Raw genomic sequence first — 16,449 nt, forward strand, 5'->3', positions numbered from 1 at the left:
TCATGTCAAAAGAAGATAATTTAAATCAAAACTGGAAAAAGGACTTCCCCATAAAAAAACAGGAATCAACTCAAGTCAGCCGACGCGATTTTGCAAAATTCCTGACTTTTGTTTCTGGCGGATTAATGGTAGGAAGCGGATTTGTAACCGCAAAAGCATTTTTACTGCCAAAAGAAGAAGTGCAGGGCGAACATTTTATCTGTAATAAAGAAGATGTTCCCGTGGGCGGAACAAGAGGATTTGTATTAGAAGGAAGTACAATTCCGTATATTTTAATACACTTAGAAAGCGGCGAATTTAAAGCTTACGAGCAAAAATGTACCCATTTATCGTGCTCAGTATTTTATAAGCCGGGAACAGGAATTATACATTGCCCTTGCCATGAAGGATCATTTGATGCAAAAACTGGAGATGTAATTGCTGGACCGCCGCCAAGAGCTTTACCGCAACTAGAAGTTGTGTTTAAAGAGAATGCTGTTTTTGTAAAAGCCTATATCGAAAAAAAAGAAAGCTAATTTGTATAATTTAATTTTATAAGTATGAGTACTTTTAGACGCAGCCAAAATCGCGCAAACCCTAATAAGCTGAATAATATACTTTCGACACTTATTTTTATTTTAATATTAAATGTCAGCATTCAAATTTGGCTTTTGTATGCCTCATTAAATAACGCATTAGACAATAATAAAGAAATATTGATTCCTGCATTCATAGCATCAGCAATCCTATTTTTAATTGGTTTTGCATGGTTGTATTATCTGCCAAAAGGTAATTTTAGAAATAAATAAAGCAAGATCTTCTGCCATAAAAAAATGCTGTTAGATTTTTTCTGAGAGTATTCAAAAGAATTACCCTAAATTTATATTCAAAAAAATAGGTACTAATGATTTAAACTAAGTAAAAATACTTATATTTGTAATAAGTATTTTTTTGCTTATAAAGGATAGCGTTTTATGATAAAAGTTGAAGAAGCATTAACAATAATTGAAGCAAACAGTGCCAAAATGCCTAAACAGCAAATAGCCGTTAATAAAGCATTAGGATACGTTTTGGCAGAGAAAGTTATTTCTCCAATTCATATGCCTCCGTTTCGTCAATCGGCTATGGATGGATACGCTTTTATACATAGCATAAAGCATCAATATGATATAGTAAGTACATCTCAAGCAGGTGATCATTCAAATTTAAAATTGAATGCAAATGAAGCCATTAGGATATTTACAGGCGCATTTGTACCTGATGATGCTGATACTGTTGTAATGCAAGAGCATGTAATTGCAAATAAAAATTCGATACTTATAGCGGCAATGCCCGTAAAGAATGCAAATATTCGCGCAAAAGGAGAGCAAATTGCTAAAGATGATATCGTTTTTGAAGCAGGAACTTTAATAACTCCAGCTGCAATTGGTTTTTTGGCCAGTTTAGGAATCACAGAAATTGAAGTGTATAAGAAGCCTAAAGTTGCTGTTTTAGTTACTGGAAACGAATTAGTAAAACCTGGCGGAAAACTGAAAAAAGGAAAAATTTACGAAAGTAATTCTGTAATGCTTCAAGCCGCTCTTGAAACTATCGGAATTAAAAAAACGAAAGTTTACAGCGTAAAAGATAATTTAAAAGCAACGAAAAAAGCATTAAAAAGTATTTTAAAAAAGTATGATATAGTTTTAATTTCTGGCGGAATATCCGTTGGAGATTATGATTTTGTAAAAGAAGCTTTGTTGCAGAATGATGTAAAAGAGTTATTCTATAAAATCAATCAAAAACCTGGAAAACCAATGTTTTTTGGTTCTAAAGATGAAACTTTAGTTTTTGCTTTGCCTGGAAATCCAGCTTCATCGCTGACTAATTTTTATATTTATGTTGCTCCGGCAATAAAAAGCAGAATTGGATTTTCGGAGATTCACAAAACAAAAGTAATTCGGAAATTAAACTCAGATCTTAAAAATAATACAGGGAAAACATTGTTTTTAAAGGCAAAATACGACGAAACAAATGTTGAAGTTTTAAACAGTCAAAGCTCTGCAATGCTTAACACATTTGCCGTTGCAAACAGTTTACTAATAGTTCCCGAGAACATTGAAGAATATAAAAAAGGGCAATTAGTTACTTTATTACCAATAGATTAATTTTTAGATTCTTAGAATCAGAAAATAGAAAAGAGCATAGAAAAAGATTTTTGAGTAATAAAGATAAAGGTCGCTGTATAAATAAAAACACACAGCTAAAGTTTGAAACCTTGTTGAATTTTCAGCTTTGCGAACTTAATTCTAAAGATAATAATGAATAAAAATTCTTAGCACTCTTTGCAGTAAAACAACCTGAAACGTGAAAAAAGGAAAAACCTGAAACAAAATTAATCATGGAAACACCAACAGTATTTATTCTTTGCGGCGGAAAAAGCTCCAGAATGCAGTCTGAAAAAGGATTAGTGCTGTTTCAGGAAAAACCATTTATTGAACATATAATTCGGGCGATTTTACCCATTACAGATCAGATAAAATTGATTACGGCTTCAAAAGAATATGATTATCTGCCATACCAAAAAATACCTGATGTTATTGCAGAGAAAGGTCCATTAGGTGGAATTTATACCGCATTATCACATTCTGAAACCGAGTTTAATCTGATTTTAAGCTGCGATATTCCGTTAATTTCAACTGAATTATTACAAGAATTAATTTCAAAGCATACAGAAGAAGCCGGAATTACTGTTTTTGCTTCAGAGAGCAGAATACACCCATTAATTGGAATTTATTCAAAAAAAGTTATTTCAATAATTAAAGATGCAGTCGATTCTAATGAATTAAAAATGATGGATTTGCTTGCGAAAGTTCCTCATCAAATTGTAAATATAGAAGAAAGTGAAAACTTTCATTTAACCAATATTAATTCGGCTGACGAATTAAATGATCTGAATATCAATTTAAGTTAAAGATTATGCAAAGCTTGAAAACACCAAAATTAACGATTGTTGGCGCAGGTCCGGGAGACGTTGAATTGATTACGATGAAAGCTATTAAAGCTTTAAAAAGTGCCGATGTTGTTTTGTATGATGCTTTGGTTAACGAGGAATTACTAGAATATGCATCAAATGCCGAAATAGTTTTTGTTGGAAAACGATTGGGCTGTCACGCTTACACACAAGATCAGATTAATGATTTGATTGTTTCAATGGCAAAAAAACACGGACATGTTGTTCGATTAAAAGGAGGCGATCCTTTTATTTTTGGACGAGGAAGTGAGGAAATTGAATTTGCAGAGCGATTTGAAATTGAAACCGCAATTGTACCTGGAATTTCATCAGCTTTAGGTGTTCCTGCTTCAGTAGGAATTAGTTTGACACAAAGAAAAGTTGCCGAAAGTTTTTGGGTAATTACCGGAACAACTTCAGATCATAAATTATCAAAAGATGTTCAGTTAGCTTCAAAATCAGCTGCAACGGTAGTTATTTTAATGGGAATGCATAAACTGGACGAAATTATTTCTATTTATCAAGAAAATAGAAATGACAATCTGCCAATTGCCATCATTCAAAATGGAACGAAAAATTCAGAGCAAAAAGTAATTGGAACTATTGATACAATTACTAAATTGGTATCTGAAAAAAACATATCATCGCCTGCAATTATTGTGATTGGCGAAGTAGTACGAAATACTTCAAGCTGGATTTCGTATTTTCAGGAACATTTTGATGATGAATTTATTTTTCAGAATTTAAATTTATAAGAATGATTGAAGTTAAATATTTTGGAGCTGTAGCCGAAAAGACAAAATGTGAATTCGAAAAGTTATCTTTTTCTGAAGTTTCACTGCAAAAACTATTGCAGGACTTAAATGAAAAATATGAGTTCGAATCTCTGACTTTCAGCGTTGCCGTAAACCAAAAAATAGTTTCAAAAACAACAGATTTTACATTACAGACAAGCGATGTTGTGGCTTTGTTGCCGCCGTTTGCAGGAGGATAAAAGAATGAATACATCAAACCGATATAACAGACAAATAATTCTTCCAGAGATTGGAGACGAAGGTCAGTACAAATTGCTGAAATCTAAAATTTTGGTTGTTGGTGCCGGTGGTTTGGGCGCAGCGATTTTGCCATATTTGGCTTCCGCGGGAGTTGGTGAAATTGGGATTGTGGATGATGATACAATTGAAATTTCAAATCTGCACCGACAAGTTATTTATAAAACTTCAGCAGTTGGAAAATCAAAAGCTGAAGAAGCCAAATTGATGATTTCTGAGTTGAATTCTGAAGTAAAAGTAAACGCAGTTTCTGAAAAGTTATCAGCAAAAAATGCTATTTCATTATTTGAAAAATATGATATTATTGTTGACGCAACAGATAGTATTGCAGTAAAATATTTAATAAATGATGCTTGTCTTGTCGTTAATAAACCAATGGTTTATGGATCTATTTTTAGATTTCAGGGACAAGTTTCTGTTTTTAATTATCAAAACGGACCAACGTATAGATGTTTGTATCCCGATGAAAATAATAATGCTTTGAATTGTGAAGATGCGGGAGTAATTGGAATCTCAGTTGGAATTATCGGTCTGCTTCAAGCAAATGAAGTTTTAAAAATGATTCTCGGAATCGGAGAAGTTTTGAACGGAAAAATATTGGTTTACAATATTTTGAACAACGAACAGCAAAAATATGGTTTTGACAAAAGTGATATTCAGTCAATAAGCAGAGAATCATTCGAAGAAAAATATAATAAATCTGAGGTTGCAGAAATAAGTTTTGATTTAGTTTTAGAGGAAATAAACAATGATTCTGTTTTATTTGTAGATGTTAGAAATAGTGATGAATTGCCAAAAATCAGTTTAAAAAATCAAGTTCAGATTCCGTTAATGCTTTTGGAAAATGAAATCGAAAAAATTGACAAAAACCAAATGATCTACGTTTTCTGTCAATCCGGAATCAGAAGTAAAATGGCAGTTGAGGTATTTCAAAAACTTCAATTTAAGAATGTGAAAAGTATTGCTGGAGGCGTTTTAGCAATGAAGAATTTATTGAAAGAAGAAATAAAAGTATAGTCACAGATTATTGTTTAGGTTGTCACCCTGAGCAGAGTCGAAGGGCGTTCCAATTGGGCTCGGGCTTCGACTCCGCTCAGCCTGACAAAGCAAGTAAAAATCCTTTTAATCTCTGTAATCAGTGGCAAAAAAAAACATATAAAAAATGAGTAAAAATGTATTTGTAGAAGGACCAATTTCTCCTGAATTTATTGCTGAGTCAATCGCAAAACACCAATCGAAACATACAATTGGGGCGCACAATATTTTTTTAGGACAAGTTCGTGCCGATGTAATTCACGATAATACAGTTGTTGCAATTGATTATTCGGCTTACACCGATATGGCAAATGAGGCATTGCACACAATTCGCGAGAAAACTTTTGCTAAATTCGACTTAACCTGCATGCACATTTATCACAGTTTAGGCGTTGTAAAAGCAGGTGAAATCTGTTTGTTTGTGTTTGTTTCGGCAACTCGACGCAAACAAGTTTATGAAGCCACAGAAACCATCGTAAACTGGATAAAAACCGACGTGCCAATTTTTGGTAAAGAAATGTTTGAAAACGATACATTCACTTGGAAACAAAATAGTTAATGGTAGATATTACGCATAAAATAAGCACATTACGAAAAGCAACAGCATCGGCAATTGTAAAAGTCAGTAAACAAGAAACAATTGATGCTGTGGTAAATAATCTTGTGCCAAAAGGAAATGTTCTCGAAATGGCAAAAACAGCTGGATTATTTGCGGTAAAAAACACGCATTTATCCATTCCCGATTGTCATCCGATTCCAATTGAATTTACTTCGGTAGAATATAAAATTGAAGGATTAGAAATTCAGATTATCTTTAATGTAAAAACCGTTTACAAAACCGGAGTTGAGGTTGAAGCTATGCACGGAGCATCAATCGTAGCATTGACGATGTACGATATGCTGAAACCAATTGATAAAGAAATCGAGATTTCGACTATCAAATTGATTACTAAAGAAGGCGGAAAATCCTCTTTCAAAAATAAATTTCCAAACGTTATAAAAGCGGCTGTTTTTGTTTGTTCTGATTCCATTTTTGCAGGCGATAAAGAAGATCGATCGGGAAAAATAATCGTAGAAAAATTAGATTCATACGGAGTTGAAACTTCGCATTATGAAATTATTCCTGACGAATTAGATATTATTCAGGAAAGAACAAAAGCTTACGCCAAAGAAAATCAGCTGGTAATTTTTACGGGCGGAACAGGATTATCACCGAGAGATGTAACGCCAGAAGCTTTGTCGCCAATATTAGAAAGCAGAATTCCAGGAATTGAGGAAGCCATTCGTGATTACGGACAGCAAAGAATGCCTTACGCAATGTTGTCTAGAACTGTTGCAGGAACTTTGGGCAAAAGCTTAGTTTTGGCTTTACCAGGCTCTACAAACGGAGCGAGAGAATCGATGGATGCTGTGTTTCCGCATGTAATGCACGTTTTTCATATTTTAAAAGGAAAAAATCATGACAGCCTCTAATACTATTTTGACGGATGGTTTTGGACGCAGACACAATTATCTGCGCATTTCGCTGTTGGAAAAATGCAATCTGCGTTGTACATACTGCATGCCAGCCGACGGAATTGCGCTTTCTCCAAAAGCGAGTTTAATGACTGCTGAAGAGATTTTTAGTATCGCCGAAACTTTCGTGAAAAATGGTGTTGATAAAATTAGATTAACGGGAGGAGAACCACTTCTTCGAAAAGACTTTCCTGAGATTATTTCAAAATTGGTTTCTTTAGATATTTCGCTTTCTATTACGACAAACGGAATTTTAATTGACCGTCATATTGCCGTTTTAAAGCAATTTAAAATCAAAAAGATCAATTTGAGTTTAGATACTTTGATTTCGTCTAAATTTCATGCTGTAACGCTTAGAAATCAGTTTGAGAAAGTTATTGATAATCTCCATTTACTTTTAAACAATGATTTTCAGGTAAAAGTAAATGTGGTTTTAATGAAAGGTTTTAATGATAATGAAATTGTTGATTTTGTAAAATTAACGCAGTTTCTGCCTATTTCTGTGCGCTTCATTGAGTTTATGCCTTTTGCAGGAAACGAGTGGGACAGAAGTAAAATGGTTTCACAAAATGAGATTTTATCTTTGGTTGGAAATACTTTTTCTTCAGATCAAATGCAAAAATTAGAAGACGAGAAAAACTTTACTTCCAGGAATTATAAAATAAAAGATTTTCAAGGCGATTTCGGAATCATAAGTTCGATTACAAATCCGTTTTGTGACAGCTGCAACCGAATTCGTTTAACTGCTGACGGTAAAATAAAAAACTGTCTTTTTTCAAATTCTGAAACTGATTTATTGACTCCTTTTAGAAATGGCGAATCAATTATGAATTTAATTGAAACATCTATTCAAAGTAAAAAGAAAGTCAGAGCAGGAATGGTGACTATTGATGAAATGAATGATCCTGCTAAACATTTTGATAATCGCAGTATGATTGCAATTGGCGGATAGTTTAATTGTTAAATGTTATAATGTTAAATGTGAATTGTGAATTGTGAATTGTGAAATGTTACTTGTGAAATGTGAAGTGTGAAGTGTGAATTGTCAGGCTGAGCGAAGTCGAAGTCTTTTTACACAATCTTGTCATTTCGATCCCGAGGCTTCGGGAGAGAAATCACACTCGTAAATCGACAAAGATTGGCGATCTTATTTATGGAGCTACTTGCGAAGATTTCTCCTTCGTCGAAATGACAAACTGAGTGTAAGAGCTCAGAAATAAAAAAAAGGTTCAACTTTTTTAAAGCTAAACCTTTCTCAATAATTATTTCTTCTTTTTAGCTTTTGCCTTTTTTTGAGACTTCGCTTTCTTTTTTGCGATTTTTTTAGCTTTAGCTTTTTCTTTCGCTTTTTTAGCTTTTTCTTTTTTCTTGGCTTTCGCTTTTAGTTTTGCTTTTTTAGCTTTCTCTTTCTTTTTATCTTTTTTAGCTTTTTCTTTTTTCTTAGCTGCTTTCTTTTTCTCTTTTTCCTTTTCTTTATCTTTCACTTTTTTGGCTTTTTTAGCAGCTTTATCTTTTTCAGTTTTAACTGCTTGGTTAGTATTCTCTTTTTTAGGTTCAGTAATTGGTGTTGCAGCAACTGTCGTTTTTTCTTCTGACTTTGCTGCAGGAGTTAATACTTTTTTTGCTGGTGCTTTTCGTACAGCCGGTTTTGGCGTAGTCGTTGCTGCAGATTTTACAACTGCTTTAGCAGGTGCTTTTGCTGTAGGTGTTGCGGCAGCTTTTGTAACAGAAGCAGCAGGAGCCTTGGTTGTTGTAGGCTTTGATGCAGCAGGTTTTGCCGCAGTTGCTTTTGTCGCAGTTGGTTTTGCTGCTGTCGTTTTTGCAGGTGCAGCTTTGCGAACTGGAGCTTTCTTAACAGGAGTATTTTCTGGTTTTGCGTTTTCTGCAACTGGTTTAACAGCTTCAGGTTTTACAGAATCGATTTTTTCCGGGGTACTTTCTTCGGGTTTGTTTTCCATATTAAATGCGCTTTTAGGTAAGTTTATCGTTAGTAATGTAACTAAATTGTTAATTCACAGTTAAGTAAAGATAATTATAAAACAAGTTACTCAATGTTAAGTTTTCCTATAAAAATTAATATTAAGTAACTGAAAGTGAATTATTTGTTTTTTTGCTTGAAATTTATAATCAAAATCTCTTAACAATTCTACATGAAAAAATGAGGTGTGATTATGAATTGTGAATTAGGAAACTTCAAATAAAGTCAAGTGAAAACAAATGCTCTATTCCTGAAGAAAGAGACATTCTATTGTGTTGTTCTCAATAACGATCAAGAATCCCAAAAGACATATTGAACAGCAGGGCAGGAGCACTAGCGAAATAACGAAGTAAATTGCTTCTAAATAGTGCTGGTGAAGATATTAGTTTGTAATAATCTCTAAAATTTTAAAATTGCTTTTTGGAGCTTCACATAAAGAACAGCAATAATCTTCGCCTAAATCTGTAAATAAAATTCCCTTCGGAATGCCTTGACTTTCATCTCCATATTCGGGTTTATAAAGCGTTAAACATTCTTGACATTGGTAAATATCCAATTGTGGTTTTTCCTTTTTTTGTGGGTTTTCAGTAGTTTCAGTTGTTGCATTTCCGAGTTCATCAAAATATTTTCGGCTTAATTCGATTAGAATAGTTGGCAGTTCAAGTTTGTCAATATCTTGAGAGTGAACGATATATTCTCGTGTATTTGGATCAAAATTCTTAGCAAACAAAACATTGTAAGTATCTCTGATTTTAATGGATTCTAAAGCCGCTGGAAGTTCATTTTTTTCGATAACAATCGAAGTAAAATAATGTCCGTCCCGATTGTATTCTGAAATACCAAAATTCAGTCCATAAGTGCTTATGTCAAATTGATCAAGTGTACGAACTAAAAATGTTTTCAAGTTCAAAGCCCATTCCATAGCAACAGGCAGATGCCAATTTAATTCTAATAAAGAATGACGAACATTAATTCCGCGTTTGCCTAAGAACTTTTCCCATTCTAGTTTTCGGTCTTTCGGAATTCCTTTTATGATGAACGATTTCCAAGGCGTGATACATATTTTTCCAATTTTGCATTCAAAACACAAATCGCACATTTCTTTCAGGAAATCTAAATCGTATAAATTATTTCGCCAATAAAGCCCAAGCCAGTATTGATCGATTCCCATTCTGTTCATTCCTTCATAATAAGGAAAAGGATAAAACGGAATATTTAAAGGCTTGTCAATTGTTCGATTATTAGTGTCTAAAGCTTCGCTTATCAGCGTAAAAAGCATTTCGATATCAAGTGTGGTTTCGTCTGTAATTTTCTCAATTTCGTAATATGTCTTCGCTAAATCCCAAGTATAAATCAAGACAGGATAAACTTCCATCTTTTCCCATTTTGGAAGCCTGATATATAAATACCAATAATCTTCATGTTCTGAAGCTATAAAGTTTAAATGTCCGGTAAATAAAGGAACCAACTGTTGTTTTGGATCTGTAATGTTTACTTTTAGTTTGGGTTGTTCTTTAAATTCTTCTAAAACATACAAAAATCGATTTCCTGTCAGCCAATTGGTATTTCTAAAAATATCCGTCGAAACATAAGAAGAAACAATATTATTCCCGCTTTTTTGATCTGGATAAACAAAATGATGTTTCCCCAAAGTTGTTTTATCTAAAGATTTAAAACCTTTTGGGAAAATAATATCCTGTCTTGAACCAAAAGAAATAGAATCCAGACCTTCGTCTAAAGCAATGTTTACTACTTCTTGTAGTTCTCCCGGCGAAATAACGCCGCCTTTTACTATTAATCTTGTCAATTCCATTTGTTTATTTGTTTCAAGTTTTCTTTGTTTCAGGTTTTCTTTGTTTCAGGTTTCAAGTTTCAGGTTTCAGGTTTTTCTCGAGCTTGTCAGGCTGAGCGAAGTCGAAGCCTTTTACGTGTAGCCCTTCTCTCGACGCCTCGGGATTGAAATGACATACTGTACGCAACTTGAAACATGAAACAAAGAAAACTTGAAACATTTTTTCAAACTTTACATTTCGCCAATATCTCTTTAACCTCCGTTTTACAGCTTCCGCATCCTAATCCTGCGCCCGTGTTTTTGCATAAATCGGTAAAATCGTTCACACCGCTTTTTATGGTTTCTTCAATATTTCCTGCGCCAACCTGACTGCAGGAACAAACTAATTTTCCTAAAACAGGTTTTGCGGTTGAACTTCCTCTTAAAAGCATATTTCGCTTGTCTGATAATTCGATTTTGCTTTCAATCATCGTTTTGAATTCGGCAAATTCGTTCTTATCTCCCATTAAAATAGCACCAACTAAGAGATCATCTTTTACAATGCATTTTTTGTAATAACGTTTTTTCAAATCAGTAAAAACAATTTCTTCATACGAATCATCGTTTTCTGGAATTGTAATATCTCCAATACTGCACAGATTTATGTCTTCTAATTTTAAAATATTCATTAAAATCGAACCTTTGTAATAACTGCTGATATCGCCCGCTAAAAAGTTTGCCAGAATATCTGCTTGTTCTTCGGCGGCAGAAGTAATTCCGAATAATTTATTATTGAATTCCGCTATTTCTCCAATTGCAAAAATATCAGGATTTGAAGTTTGTAAATATTGATTGACTTTTACGCCGCGCCCGCAAGCCAAACCGTTTTCTCTCGCAATTTCGATATTCGGAATTGTTCCAATCGTATAAACAATTGCATTTGCAGTTATGATTTTACCGCTTTTTAAAGCAATTTCAATTTCGTTTTCATTATCCGTTTCAAAAACGGTGCTGACTTCATTATCAAAATAAATCTGAATATCACGGAGTTGTACTTCTTCGGCTAATAATTTACTAGAAATTCGATCCAGCTGACGTTCCATTAAACGTGAAGCTCTCTGAATTATAGTAGTTTTTACTTTTTTATGTTTTAAAGCAGCAGCCAATTCCAACCCTAATAATCCGCCGCCAATAATAACAACATGCTGTTCTTCCGGCGGAAGATTGGTGCTGTCAAGATGTTTTTTTAAACGGTCAGCATCTTCTTTTCTTCTTACGGTAAATCGACCTGAAAGATGCAGTTGTGCATTTTCTGGAACAAAAGGACGACTTCCGGTTGCTAAAATCAAAGAATCGAAAGTGTGTATTTCGCCCAAACTATCTTTTATAGTTTTTGCACTAGTGTCTATTTTATTAATAGCAACTCCAGCTTTCATGGTAATATTAAGCTTGTTTAATGCTTCGCCGTCTTTAACCTTTAAAAGCTGTTCCCAAGTGAATTCTCCCGTCATATATTCGGGCAATAAAACGCGATTGTAAAACGGATTTATTTCATTCGAAAAAACAATAATTTCATCTGTAGTATTAAATTCACGATAATTTTGAATGAATCGGAATGAAGCTGCGCCGGCGCCAACAATGGCTATTTTCTGAAAGGGTTTTACATATTTTTTAATCGAAACCGTCGTGTATTTGAAATCAGGTTCTTTTGAAATCGGATCTACAACAGTATTCGTTAAATTGTTTGTTCTATTCAAATCATTTTCAAGTTGTTTTCCCCAATGCATTGGAAGAAAAAGCACCTTTTCTTTAATAGAATCGGTCACTTTTGCTTTTACTCGAACTTCGCCATTTTTACTTGTAACGGTAATAATATCACCATTTTTAATTTCATTTTTAAATGCGTCAATTGGATTTATCTCTAAAACCGGACTTGGAATGTGAGTTAATAATCTCGAAACTTTTCCCGTTTTGGTCATTGTATGCCATTGATCGCGAATTCGTCCCGTAGTTAAAATAAAAGGAAATTCGGAATTGGGTTGTACCGATGTATTTTCGATTGAAACAGGCAGGTTAAAAATCGCCTTTCCAGAAGGCGTATAGAATTTTTTATCAGTAAATAATCGTGGTGTTCCCGGATGTCCGTAATCTGGAACCGGCCATTGAAAAGTGCCTTCGGTTTTTAAACGATTATAATTTAAAAATGAAATATCAATATTAGTGCCTTTGGTAAGCGCACAATGCTCTTTGTAAATTTCTTCGGCGTTATTGAAATCAAAACCATGGAAATTCATTTTTTTAGCAAAACGAATTAAAATTTCAATATCAGGAAGTGCTTCTCCAGACGCATTAATTCCTTTTGGTAAATAAGAAATACGGCGTTCAGAATTAGTCATCGTTCCATCTTTCTCTAACCATCCGGCAGCCGGCAAAAGCAAATCGGCAAATTTTGCTGTGTCAGCATTATGCGAAATATCCTGAACCACCACAAATTTAGCGTTTTGAAGTGCTTTTTCGATTCGACGAGAATCTGGCAAACTAACCAATGGATTTGTGCAAATAATCCAAACAGCTTTCATTTTTCCCGATTCTAAAGCTTCAAACATTTCTGTTGCTGTTAAACCCGGTTTGTCTGAAATCTCGTCAACTCCCCAAAAATCAGCCACTTCTTTGCGATGTGTTGGATTTGCAATGTCTTTATGCGCTGCCAAAAGGGTCGCCATTCCGCCCACTTCACGTCCGCCCATAGCATTTGGCTGACCGGTTAATGAAAATGGACCAGAACCTGGTTTCCCAACTTGTCCTGTTAATAGAGACAAATTCAGTAAAGCCGTATTTTTGTCAACGCCAACTGCACTTTGATTTAATCCCATAGCCCAAAGTGAAATAAATCCTTTTGCTTTTCCAATAATATCTGCGGCAAGTTTAATATCGTTTACTGATATTCCGCATAGTTTTGATGCTTTTTCAAGTGACGTACTAAGTACTAAATCTTTATATTGTTTGAAATTTTCAGCATTGTTTTTGACAAAATCGTGGTCAACATGGCCTTTTTCAATAATACGTCTGGCAATAGCATGATACAAAATAATGTCAGATCCTGGAAGAATTTGTAAATGTAAATCGGCGAAAGCGGCTGTATCAGTGCGCCTCGGATCAATTACTATTATCTTCGTTTTTGGATTTTTCTCTTTATGTTTTTCAAGCCGTCTAAATAGAATAGGGTGACACCAAGCGGGATTTGCCCCTGTAATTAAAAAAGTATCCGCCAATTCAATATCATCATACGCAATTGGTACAGAATCTTCTCCAAAAGTTTTTTTATAACCCACAACGGCGGAACTCATGCAGAGTCTTGAATTAGTATCGATATTATTGGTTTTCAAGAAACCTTTTACAAGTTTATTTACCAGATAATATTCCTCAGTTAAGCATTGTCCCGAAATATAAAATCCAACGCTGTCTGGACCATGTTTTTTTATAATAGAAGAAAAAACTGCCGCAGCTCGGTCTAGAGCAGTATCCCAGCTTACACGTTCGAGCGGATAGGATTTGCTGCCTCGCATTTCAGGATATAGAATTCGGTCAGAAGTATCGTTGACTACGTAATGCAGATTCATTCCTTTAGAACATAACATTCCTTTATTTACCGGATGATCTTTATCACCTTCAACCATAACGCCGTTTTTAGCATCGTTGGTTACGATTATGCCGCAGCCAACGCCGCAATAAGAACAGGTAGTTTTGATTTTGGTATTTTGCATTACAGTTCTTTTTTTATATACTATTTCCTGAATCTGCAGTGATCTAGATAAATCACTTATACAAAAATAAGTATTTTTACGTATAAATACTTATTTTTCGAATTTATTTTTTTATTTTTGATGCAATAAAATGAGCAGCAACAAATTAGTTTTTAATCCGATAAAAATTAGGACTCATGAAAGAAGAACAAACTCTTTGTTATTCTTGTGCCAATGAAAATTGTTTTATCAAGAAACATTTACATTTAGAACAAATGAATACTTACGTTTCTAAGAAACAGAATATAGTCTGCAAAAAATCGGATCAGTTTATTGTGGAAGGTTCTTCTTTGCAAGGGCTTTATTTTATTTGCAAGGGAAAAGCAAAAACGGTAAAAACGGGAATTAACGGACGTGAGCAAATTGTACGGTTAACGAAAAGTGGAGATATTATTGGTTTTCGCGGATTTGGAACTGGAAAAAAGTATTTAATTGGCGCTTATGCCTTGGAAGATACTGTTTTGTGCAATTTTAGCAATGAAACGATGCTGGAAATTTTAAAGCATATTCCAGAACTTACTTATGCTTTAATGCTTTTTTATGCCGATGAATTGAATAAAAGTGAAAACAATATTCGCAAAATTGCACATATGAATGTTCGTGAACGTGTGGTTGATTTATTGCTTTATATTCATCGCAAATTCGGACAAATCAATGATTTAATTGATATTGATCTTTCTCGAAAAGAAATCGCGGATTTTGCGGGAACAACCGAAGAGCAAGCAATTAGGGTTATTTCAAGTCTTAAAAAAGAAGCTCTAATAAAAACGGTTGGAAAACGAATTGGGATTTTGGAAGTTTCAAAATTACGCTCTGAAATTATGGAGCATAAATATTTTTAAAACTTTCTAACACATAGAAACATAGGATTTTTAAGCATAGCTATATTCTTTTTGTCAAATGGAATGCCTTTTTTTAATAAGGGTAAACTATGTTTCTATGTGTTAAAATGATTACGTACAAATACTTATTTTTTCCTGCCAATAAATCGAATTACAGAACCCGTTCCGTTATGGAATAAACCTTCGTTTAATTCGATTTCTTTTTCTTGTAATTCAATGATTTCATAATTAGGAAAATCACTTTTTATTTCTTCCATTGAAAAAAGAGATTCAATATCTTTTGGTCCGCCAACTTTATCATTTATTGCTAGATATTCTAAATGTTTTTTGCTGAAAGCTTCAAAAATAATAATACCGTCTTTGCGTAATAATTTATCAAGCTGTTTGTGAATTCCGGATTTAATTTCTGAAGGGAAATGAGCATAAATCAAGGCAATTACATCAAATTGTTCTTCTTTGAAATCCAGCGTTTCTAATTCGCCAACTTGATAATCAATTGAAACATTGTTAGTTTCAGCAAGTTTTAAAGCTTTGTTTTTTCCTTCTTCACTAATATCAAAAGCGGAAACGTTCCAACCCAATTTTGCAGCAAAAATGGCATTTCGTCCTTCGCCTTCGGCAGGAAAAAGAATAGCGCCGGGCTTTAATTTTTGAATTTGTTCTTTTAAGTAATTGTTGGGTTCTTCGCCATATGCAAATTCTTCGTTGCTGTAGCGGTCATCCCATCTTTGGGTCCAGTTGTTGTTCATAGCATATGTATTGAATTGATTGTAAAATTAAATCCTTGATGTCTATTAATAATAGAGTTTTAAATTTAATTACTTCTTGGTACTATTATATTTTTAAAGCTGTTCTCTGTTTTTTGATTTCCAGATCCCAAAGATTAGTATATTTAGTTTTATTATTCTCTAAATTCGTTTTTTGTTCTAAAATTAAATTTAGTTCGTGATTATATTTTTCAATATTATTCGATTTGGAAAAAAAAAGGTAATCATTTTTTTTATAATAATGTATTGTCATTTTTAGAATCGAAATATAATTGTTGATGTCGGTTTTTAAATAAGGGAGTATTGATTGGCTAGTGGTATAGGATAGTGAACCAAGTAATGCGCCATCACTACTTGCTCTGTAATTTTGACTTGCTTTATTGTAATATTGATATCTCATTACGCCTAGAAAATAAAAAAATGAAGCTTCGTTGAATTTTGATTTCGCTATATATGTTCCTGCTATTTCTAAATATTTTGAGGGATGTTCTTGATCTAGCTTTTTCGCTTCTTTAAAAACTGTTTTATCTATCTCTAATATTTTGTTGACTTTTTTTAGAGAATCTGAGGTTTCGTAAATGGATTTATATAGTTTTAATTGTTCTTGAGAATAGGAAATACAACATATAAAAAACAGAATTAAGAATGTTTTAATTTTGAACATCGGATTTGGAATTTTTGAAAAAAAGAGATTTCGTAAAAAGGGAAAAAATAT

Annotated in this window: 17 protein-coding genes; 12 read left to right on the forward strand and 5 right to left on the reverse strand. The window is 33.5% G+C overall.

Annotation, left to right across the window (positions count from 1 at the left end):
• Window positions 1-2 precede the first annotated feature (2 nt).
• The 10 genes from B0A81_RS19630 to moaA all read left to right on the forward strand — a co-directional run bounded on the left by B0A81_RS19630 (window position 3) and on the right by moaA (window position 7,525).
• Window positions 3-515 carry a Rieske (2Fe-2S) protein gene (locus B0A81_RS19630; protein WP_089052736.1) on the forward strand — a complete coding sequence of 171 codons (513 nt, stop codon included), beginning with the start codon at window positions 3-5 and terminating at the stop codon, window positions 513-515.
• 24 nt (window positions 516-539) lie between these two features.
• On the forward strand, window positions 540-788 hold the full coding sequence (locus B0A81_RS19635; protein ID WP_089059585.1) for a DUF6755 family protein: 249 nt from the start codon (window positions 540-542) through the stop codon (window positions 786-788).
• 165 nt (window positions 789-953) lie between these two features.
• Window positions 954-2,126, forward strand: a complete 1,173-nt coding sequence (locus B0A81_RS19640; RefSeq protein ID WP_089059586.1) for a molybdopterin molybdotransferase MoeA — start codon at window positions 954-956, stop codon at window positions 2,124-2,126.
• Between the two features lie 233 nt (window positions 2,127-2,359).
• Window positions 2,360-2,932 carry a molybdenum cofactor guanylyltransferase gene (locus tag B0A81_RS19645; RefSeq protein ID WP_089059587.1) on the forward strand — a complete coding sequence of 191 codons (573 nt, stop codon included), beginning with the start codon at window positions 2,360-2,362 and terminating at the stop codon, window positions 2,930-2,932.
• Between the two features lie 5 nt (window positions 2,933-2,937).
• A complete protein-coding gene (gene cobA / locus B0A81_RS19650) occupies window positions 2,938-3,726 on the forward strand; it encodes a uroporphyrinogen-III C-methyltransferase (protein WP_089052740.1) in 789 nt (262 codons plus the stop codon).
• Between the two features lie 2 nt (window positions 3,727-3,728).
• A complete protein-coding gene (locus tag B0A81_RS19655) occupies window positions 3,729-3,965 on the forward strand; it encodes a MoaD/ThiS family protein (protein WP_089059588.1) in 237 nt (78 codons plus the stop codon).
• Window positions 3,966-3,969: 4 nt separating this feature from the next.
• On the forward strand, window positions 3,970-5,040 hold the full coding sequence (gene moeB, locus B0A81_RS19660; protein WP_089059589.1) for a HesA/MoeB/ThiF family protein: 1,071 nt from the start codon (window positions 3,970-3,972) through the stop codon (window positions 5,038-5,040).
• A 145-nt stretch (window positions 5,041-5,185) separates the two neighbouring features.
• Window positions 5,186-5,617, forward strand: a complete 432-nt coding sequence (locus B0A81_RS19665; protein ID WP_089059590.1) for a molybdenum cofactor biosynthesis protein MoaE — start codon at window positions 5,186-5,188, stop codon at window positions 5,615-5,617.
• Window positions 5,617-6,531 (forward strand): bifunctional molybdenum cofactor biosynthesis protein MoaC/MoaB, encoded by a 915-nt coding sequence (gene moaCB, locus B0A81_RS19670; protein WP_089059591.1) that lies wholly within the window; start codon window positions 5,617-5,619, stop codon window positions 6,529-6,531. Before B0A81_RS19665 ends, moaCB begins: the two co-directional genes overlap by 1 nt.
• Complete coding sequence (gene moaA, locus B0A81_RS19675; RefSeq protein ID WP_089059592.1) at window positions 6,518-7,525, forward strand: GTP 3',8-cyclase MoaA; 1,008 nt, start codon at window positions 6,518-6,520, stop codon at window positions 7,523-7,525. The genes moaCB and moaA overlap by 14 nt, the downstream gene beginning before the upstream one ends.
• A gap of 310 nt (window positions 7,526-7,835) precedes the next feature.
• Here moaA and B0A81_RS21870 read toward each other — a convergent pair whose 3' ends face one another.
• Complete coding sequence (locus B0A81_RS21870) at window positions 7,836-8,057, reverse strand: hypothetical protein (RefSeq protein WP_233207029.1); 222 nt, start codon at window positions 8,055-8,057, stop codon at window positions 7,836-7,838.
• 4 nt (window positions 8,058-8,061) lie between these two features.
• On the opposite strand from B0A81_RS21870, the gene B0A81_RS21875 reads away from it, so the two are divergent.
• On the forward strand, window positions 8,062-8,595 hold the full coding sequence (locus tag B0A81_RS21875; RefSeq protein ID WP_244281443.1) for a hypothetical protein: 534 nt from the start codon (window positions 8,062-8,064) through the stop codon (window positions 8,593-8,595).
• A 338-nt stretch (window positions 8,596-8,933) separates the two neighbouring features.
• On the opposite strand, the gene B0A81_RS19685 is transcribed toward B0A81_RS21875, so the two are convergent.
• Both B0A81_RS19685 and B0A81_RS19690 read right to left on the reverse strand, forming a co-directional pair.
• A complete protein-coding gene (locus B0A81_RS19685) occupies window positions 8,934-10,364 on the reverse strand; it encodes a rubredoxin (RefSeq protein ID WP_089059594.1) in 1,431 nt (476 codons plus the stop codon).
• 203 nt (window positions 10,365-10,567) lie between these two features.
• A complete protein-coding gene (locus tag B0A81_RS19690; RefSeq protein ID WP_089059595.1) occupies window positions 10,568-14,086 on the reverse strand; it encodes a nitrate reductase in 3,519 nt (1,172 codons plus the stop codon).
• Window positions 14,087-14,262: 176 nt separating this feature from the next.
• Between B0A81_RS19690 and B0A81_RS19695 the strand changes: the two genes are divergently transcribed.
• Window positions 14,263-14,967, forward strand: coding sequence for a Crp/Fnr family transcriptional regulator (locus B0A81_RS19695; RefSeq protein ID WP_089059596.1), 705 nt, complete (start codon window positions 14,263-14,265; stop codon window positions 14,965-14,967).
• 125 nt (window positions 14,968-15,092) lie between these two features.
• Here B0A81_RS19695 and B0A81_RS19700 read toward each other — a convergent pair whose 3' ends face one another.
• Both B0A81_RS19700 and B0A81_RS19705 read right to left on the reverse strand, forming a co-directional pair.
• Window positions 15,093-15,716 (reverse strand): class I SAM-dependent methyltransferase, encoded by a 624-nt coding sequence (locus tag B0A81_RS19700; RefSeq protein ID WP_089059597.1) that lies wholly within the window; start codon window positions 15,714-15,716, stop codon window positions 15,093-15,095.
• Window positions 15,717-15,801: 85 nt separating this feature from the next.
• The gene (locus tag B0A81_RS19705; RefSeq protein ID WP_089059598.1) at window positions 15,802-16,398 is read right to left on the reverse strand and encodes a hypothetical protein; all 597 of its coding nucleotides are present in this window, start codon (window positions 16,396-16,398) and stop codon (window positions 15,802-15,804) included.
• Window positions 16,399-16,449 lie beyond the last annotated feature (51 nt).

Source organism: Flavobacterium plurextorum (genome assembly GCF_002217395.1).
GTDB lineage: Bacteria > Bacteroidota > Bacteroidia > Flavobacteriales > Flavobacteriaceae > Flavobacterium > Flavobacterium plurextorum.

Bases quoted from the DNA above. Each gene is read 5' to 3' on its own strand.
- B0A81_RS19630 (WP_089052736.1), top strand. From the start codon at position 3: ATGTCAAAAGAAGATAATTTAAATCAAAACTGGAAAAAGGACTTCCCC.
- B0A81_RS19635 (WP_089059585.1), top strand. From the start codon at position 540: ATGAGTACTTTTAGACGCAGCCAAAATCGCGCAAACCCTAATAAGCTG.
- B0A81_RS19640 (WP_089059586.1), top strand. From the start codon at position 954: ATGATAAAAGTTGAAGAAGCATTAACAATAATTGAAGCAAACAGTGCC.
- B0A81_RS19645 (WP_089059587.1), top strand. From the start codon at position 2,360: ATGGAAACACCAACAGTATTTATTCTTTGCGGCGGAAAAAGCTCCAGA.
- cobA (WP_089052740.1), top strand. From the start codon at position 2,938: ATGCAAAGCTTGAAAACACCAAAATTAACGATTGTTGGCGCAGGTCCG.
- B0A81_RS19655 (WP_089059588.1), top strand. From the start codon at position 3,729: ATGATTGAAGTTAAATATTTTGGAGCTGTAGCCGAAAAGACAAAATGT.
- moeB (WP_089059589.1), top strand. From the start codon at position 3,970: ATGAATACATCAAACCGATATAACAGACAAATAATTCTTCCAGAGATT.
- B0A81_RS19665 (WP_089059590.1), top strand. From the start codon at position 5,186: ATGAGTAAAAATGTATTTGTAGAAGGACCAATTTCTCCTGAATTTATT.
- moaCB (WP_089059591.1), top strand. From the start codon at position 5,617: ATGGTAGATATTACGCATAAAATAAGCACATTACGAAAAGCAACAGCA.
- moaA (WP_089059592.1), top strand. From the start codon at position 6,518: ATGACAGCCTCTAATACTATTTTGACGGATGGTTTTGGACGCAGACAC.
- B0A81_RS19685 (WP_089059594.1), bottom strand. From the start codon at position 10,364: ATGGAATTGACAAGATTAATAGTAAAAGGCGGCGTTATTTCGCCGGGA.
- B0A81_RS19690 (WP_089059595.1), bottom strand. From the start codon at position 14,086: ATGCAAAATACCAAAATCAAAACTACCTGTTCTTATTGCGGCGTTGGC.
- B0A81_RS19695 (WP_089059596.1), top strand. From the start codon at position 14,263: ATGAAAGAAGAACAAACTCTTTGTTATTCTTGTGCCAATGAAAATTGT.
- B0A81_RS19700 (WP_089059597.1), bottom strand. From the start codon at position 15,716: ATGAACAACAACTGGACCCAAAGATGGGATGACCGCTACAGCAACGAA.
- B0A81_RS19705 (WP_089059598.1), bottom strand. From the start codon at position 16,398: ATGTTCAAAATTAAAACATTCTTAATTCTGTTTTTTATATGTTGTATT.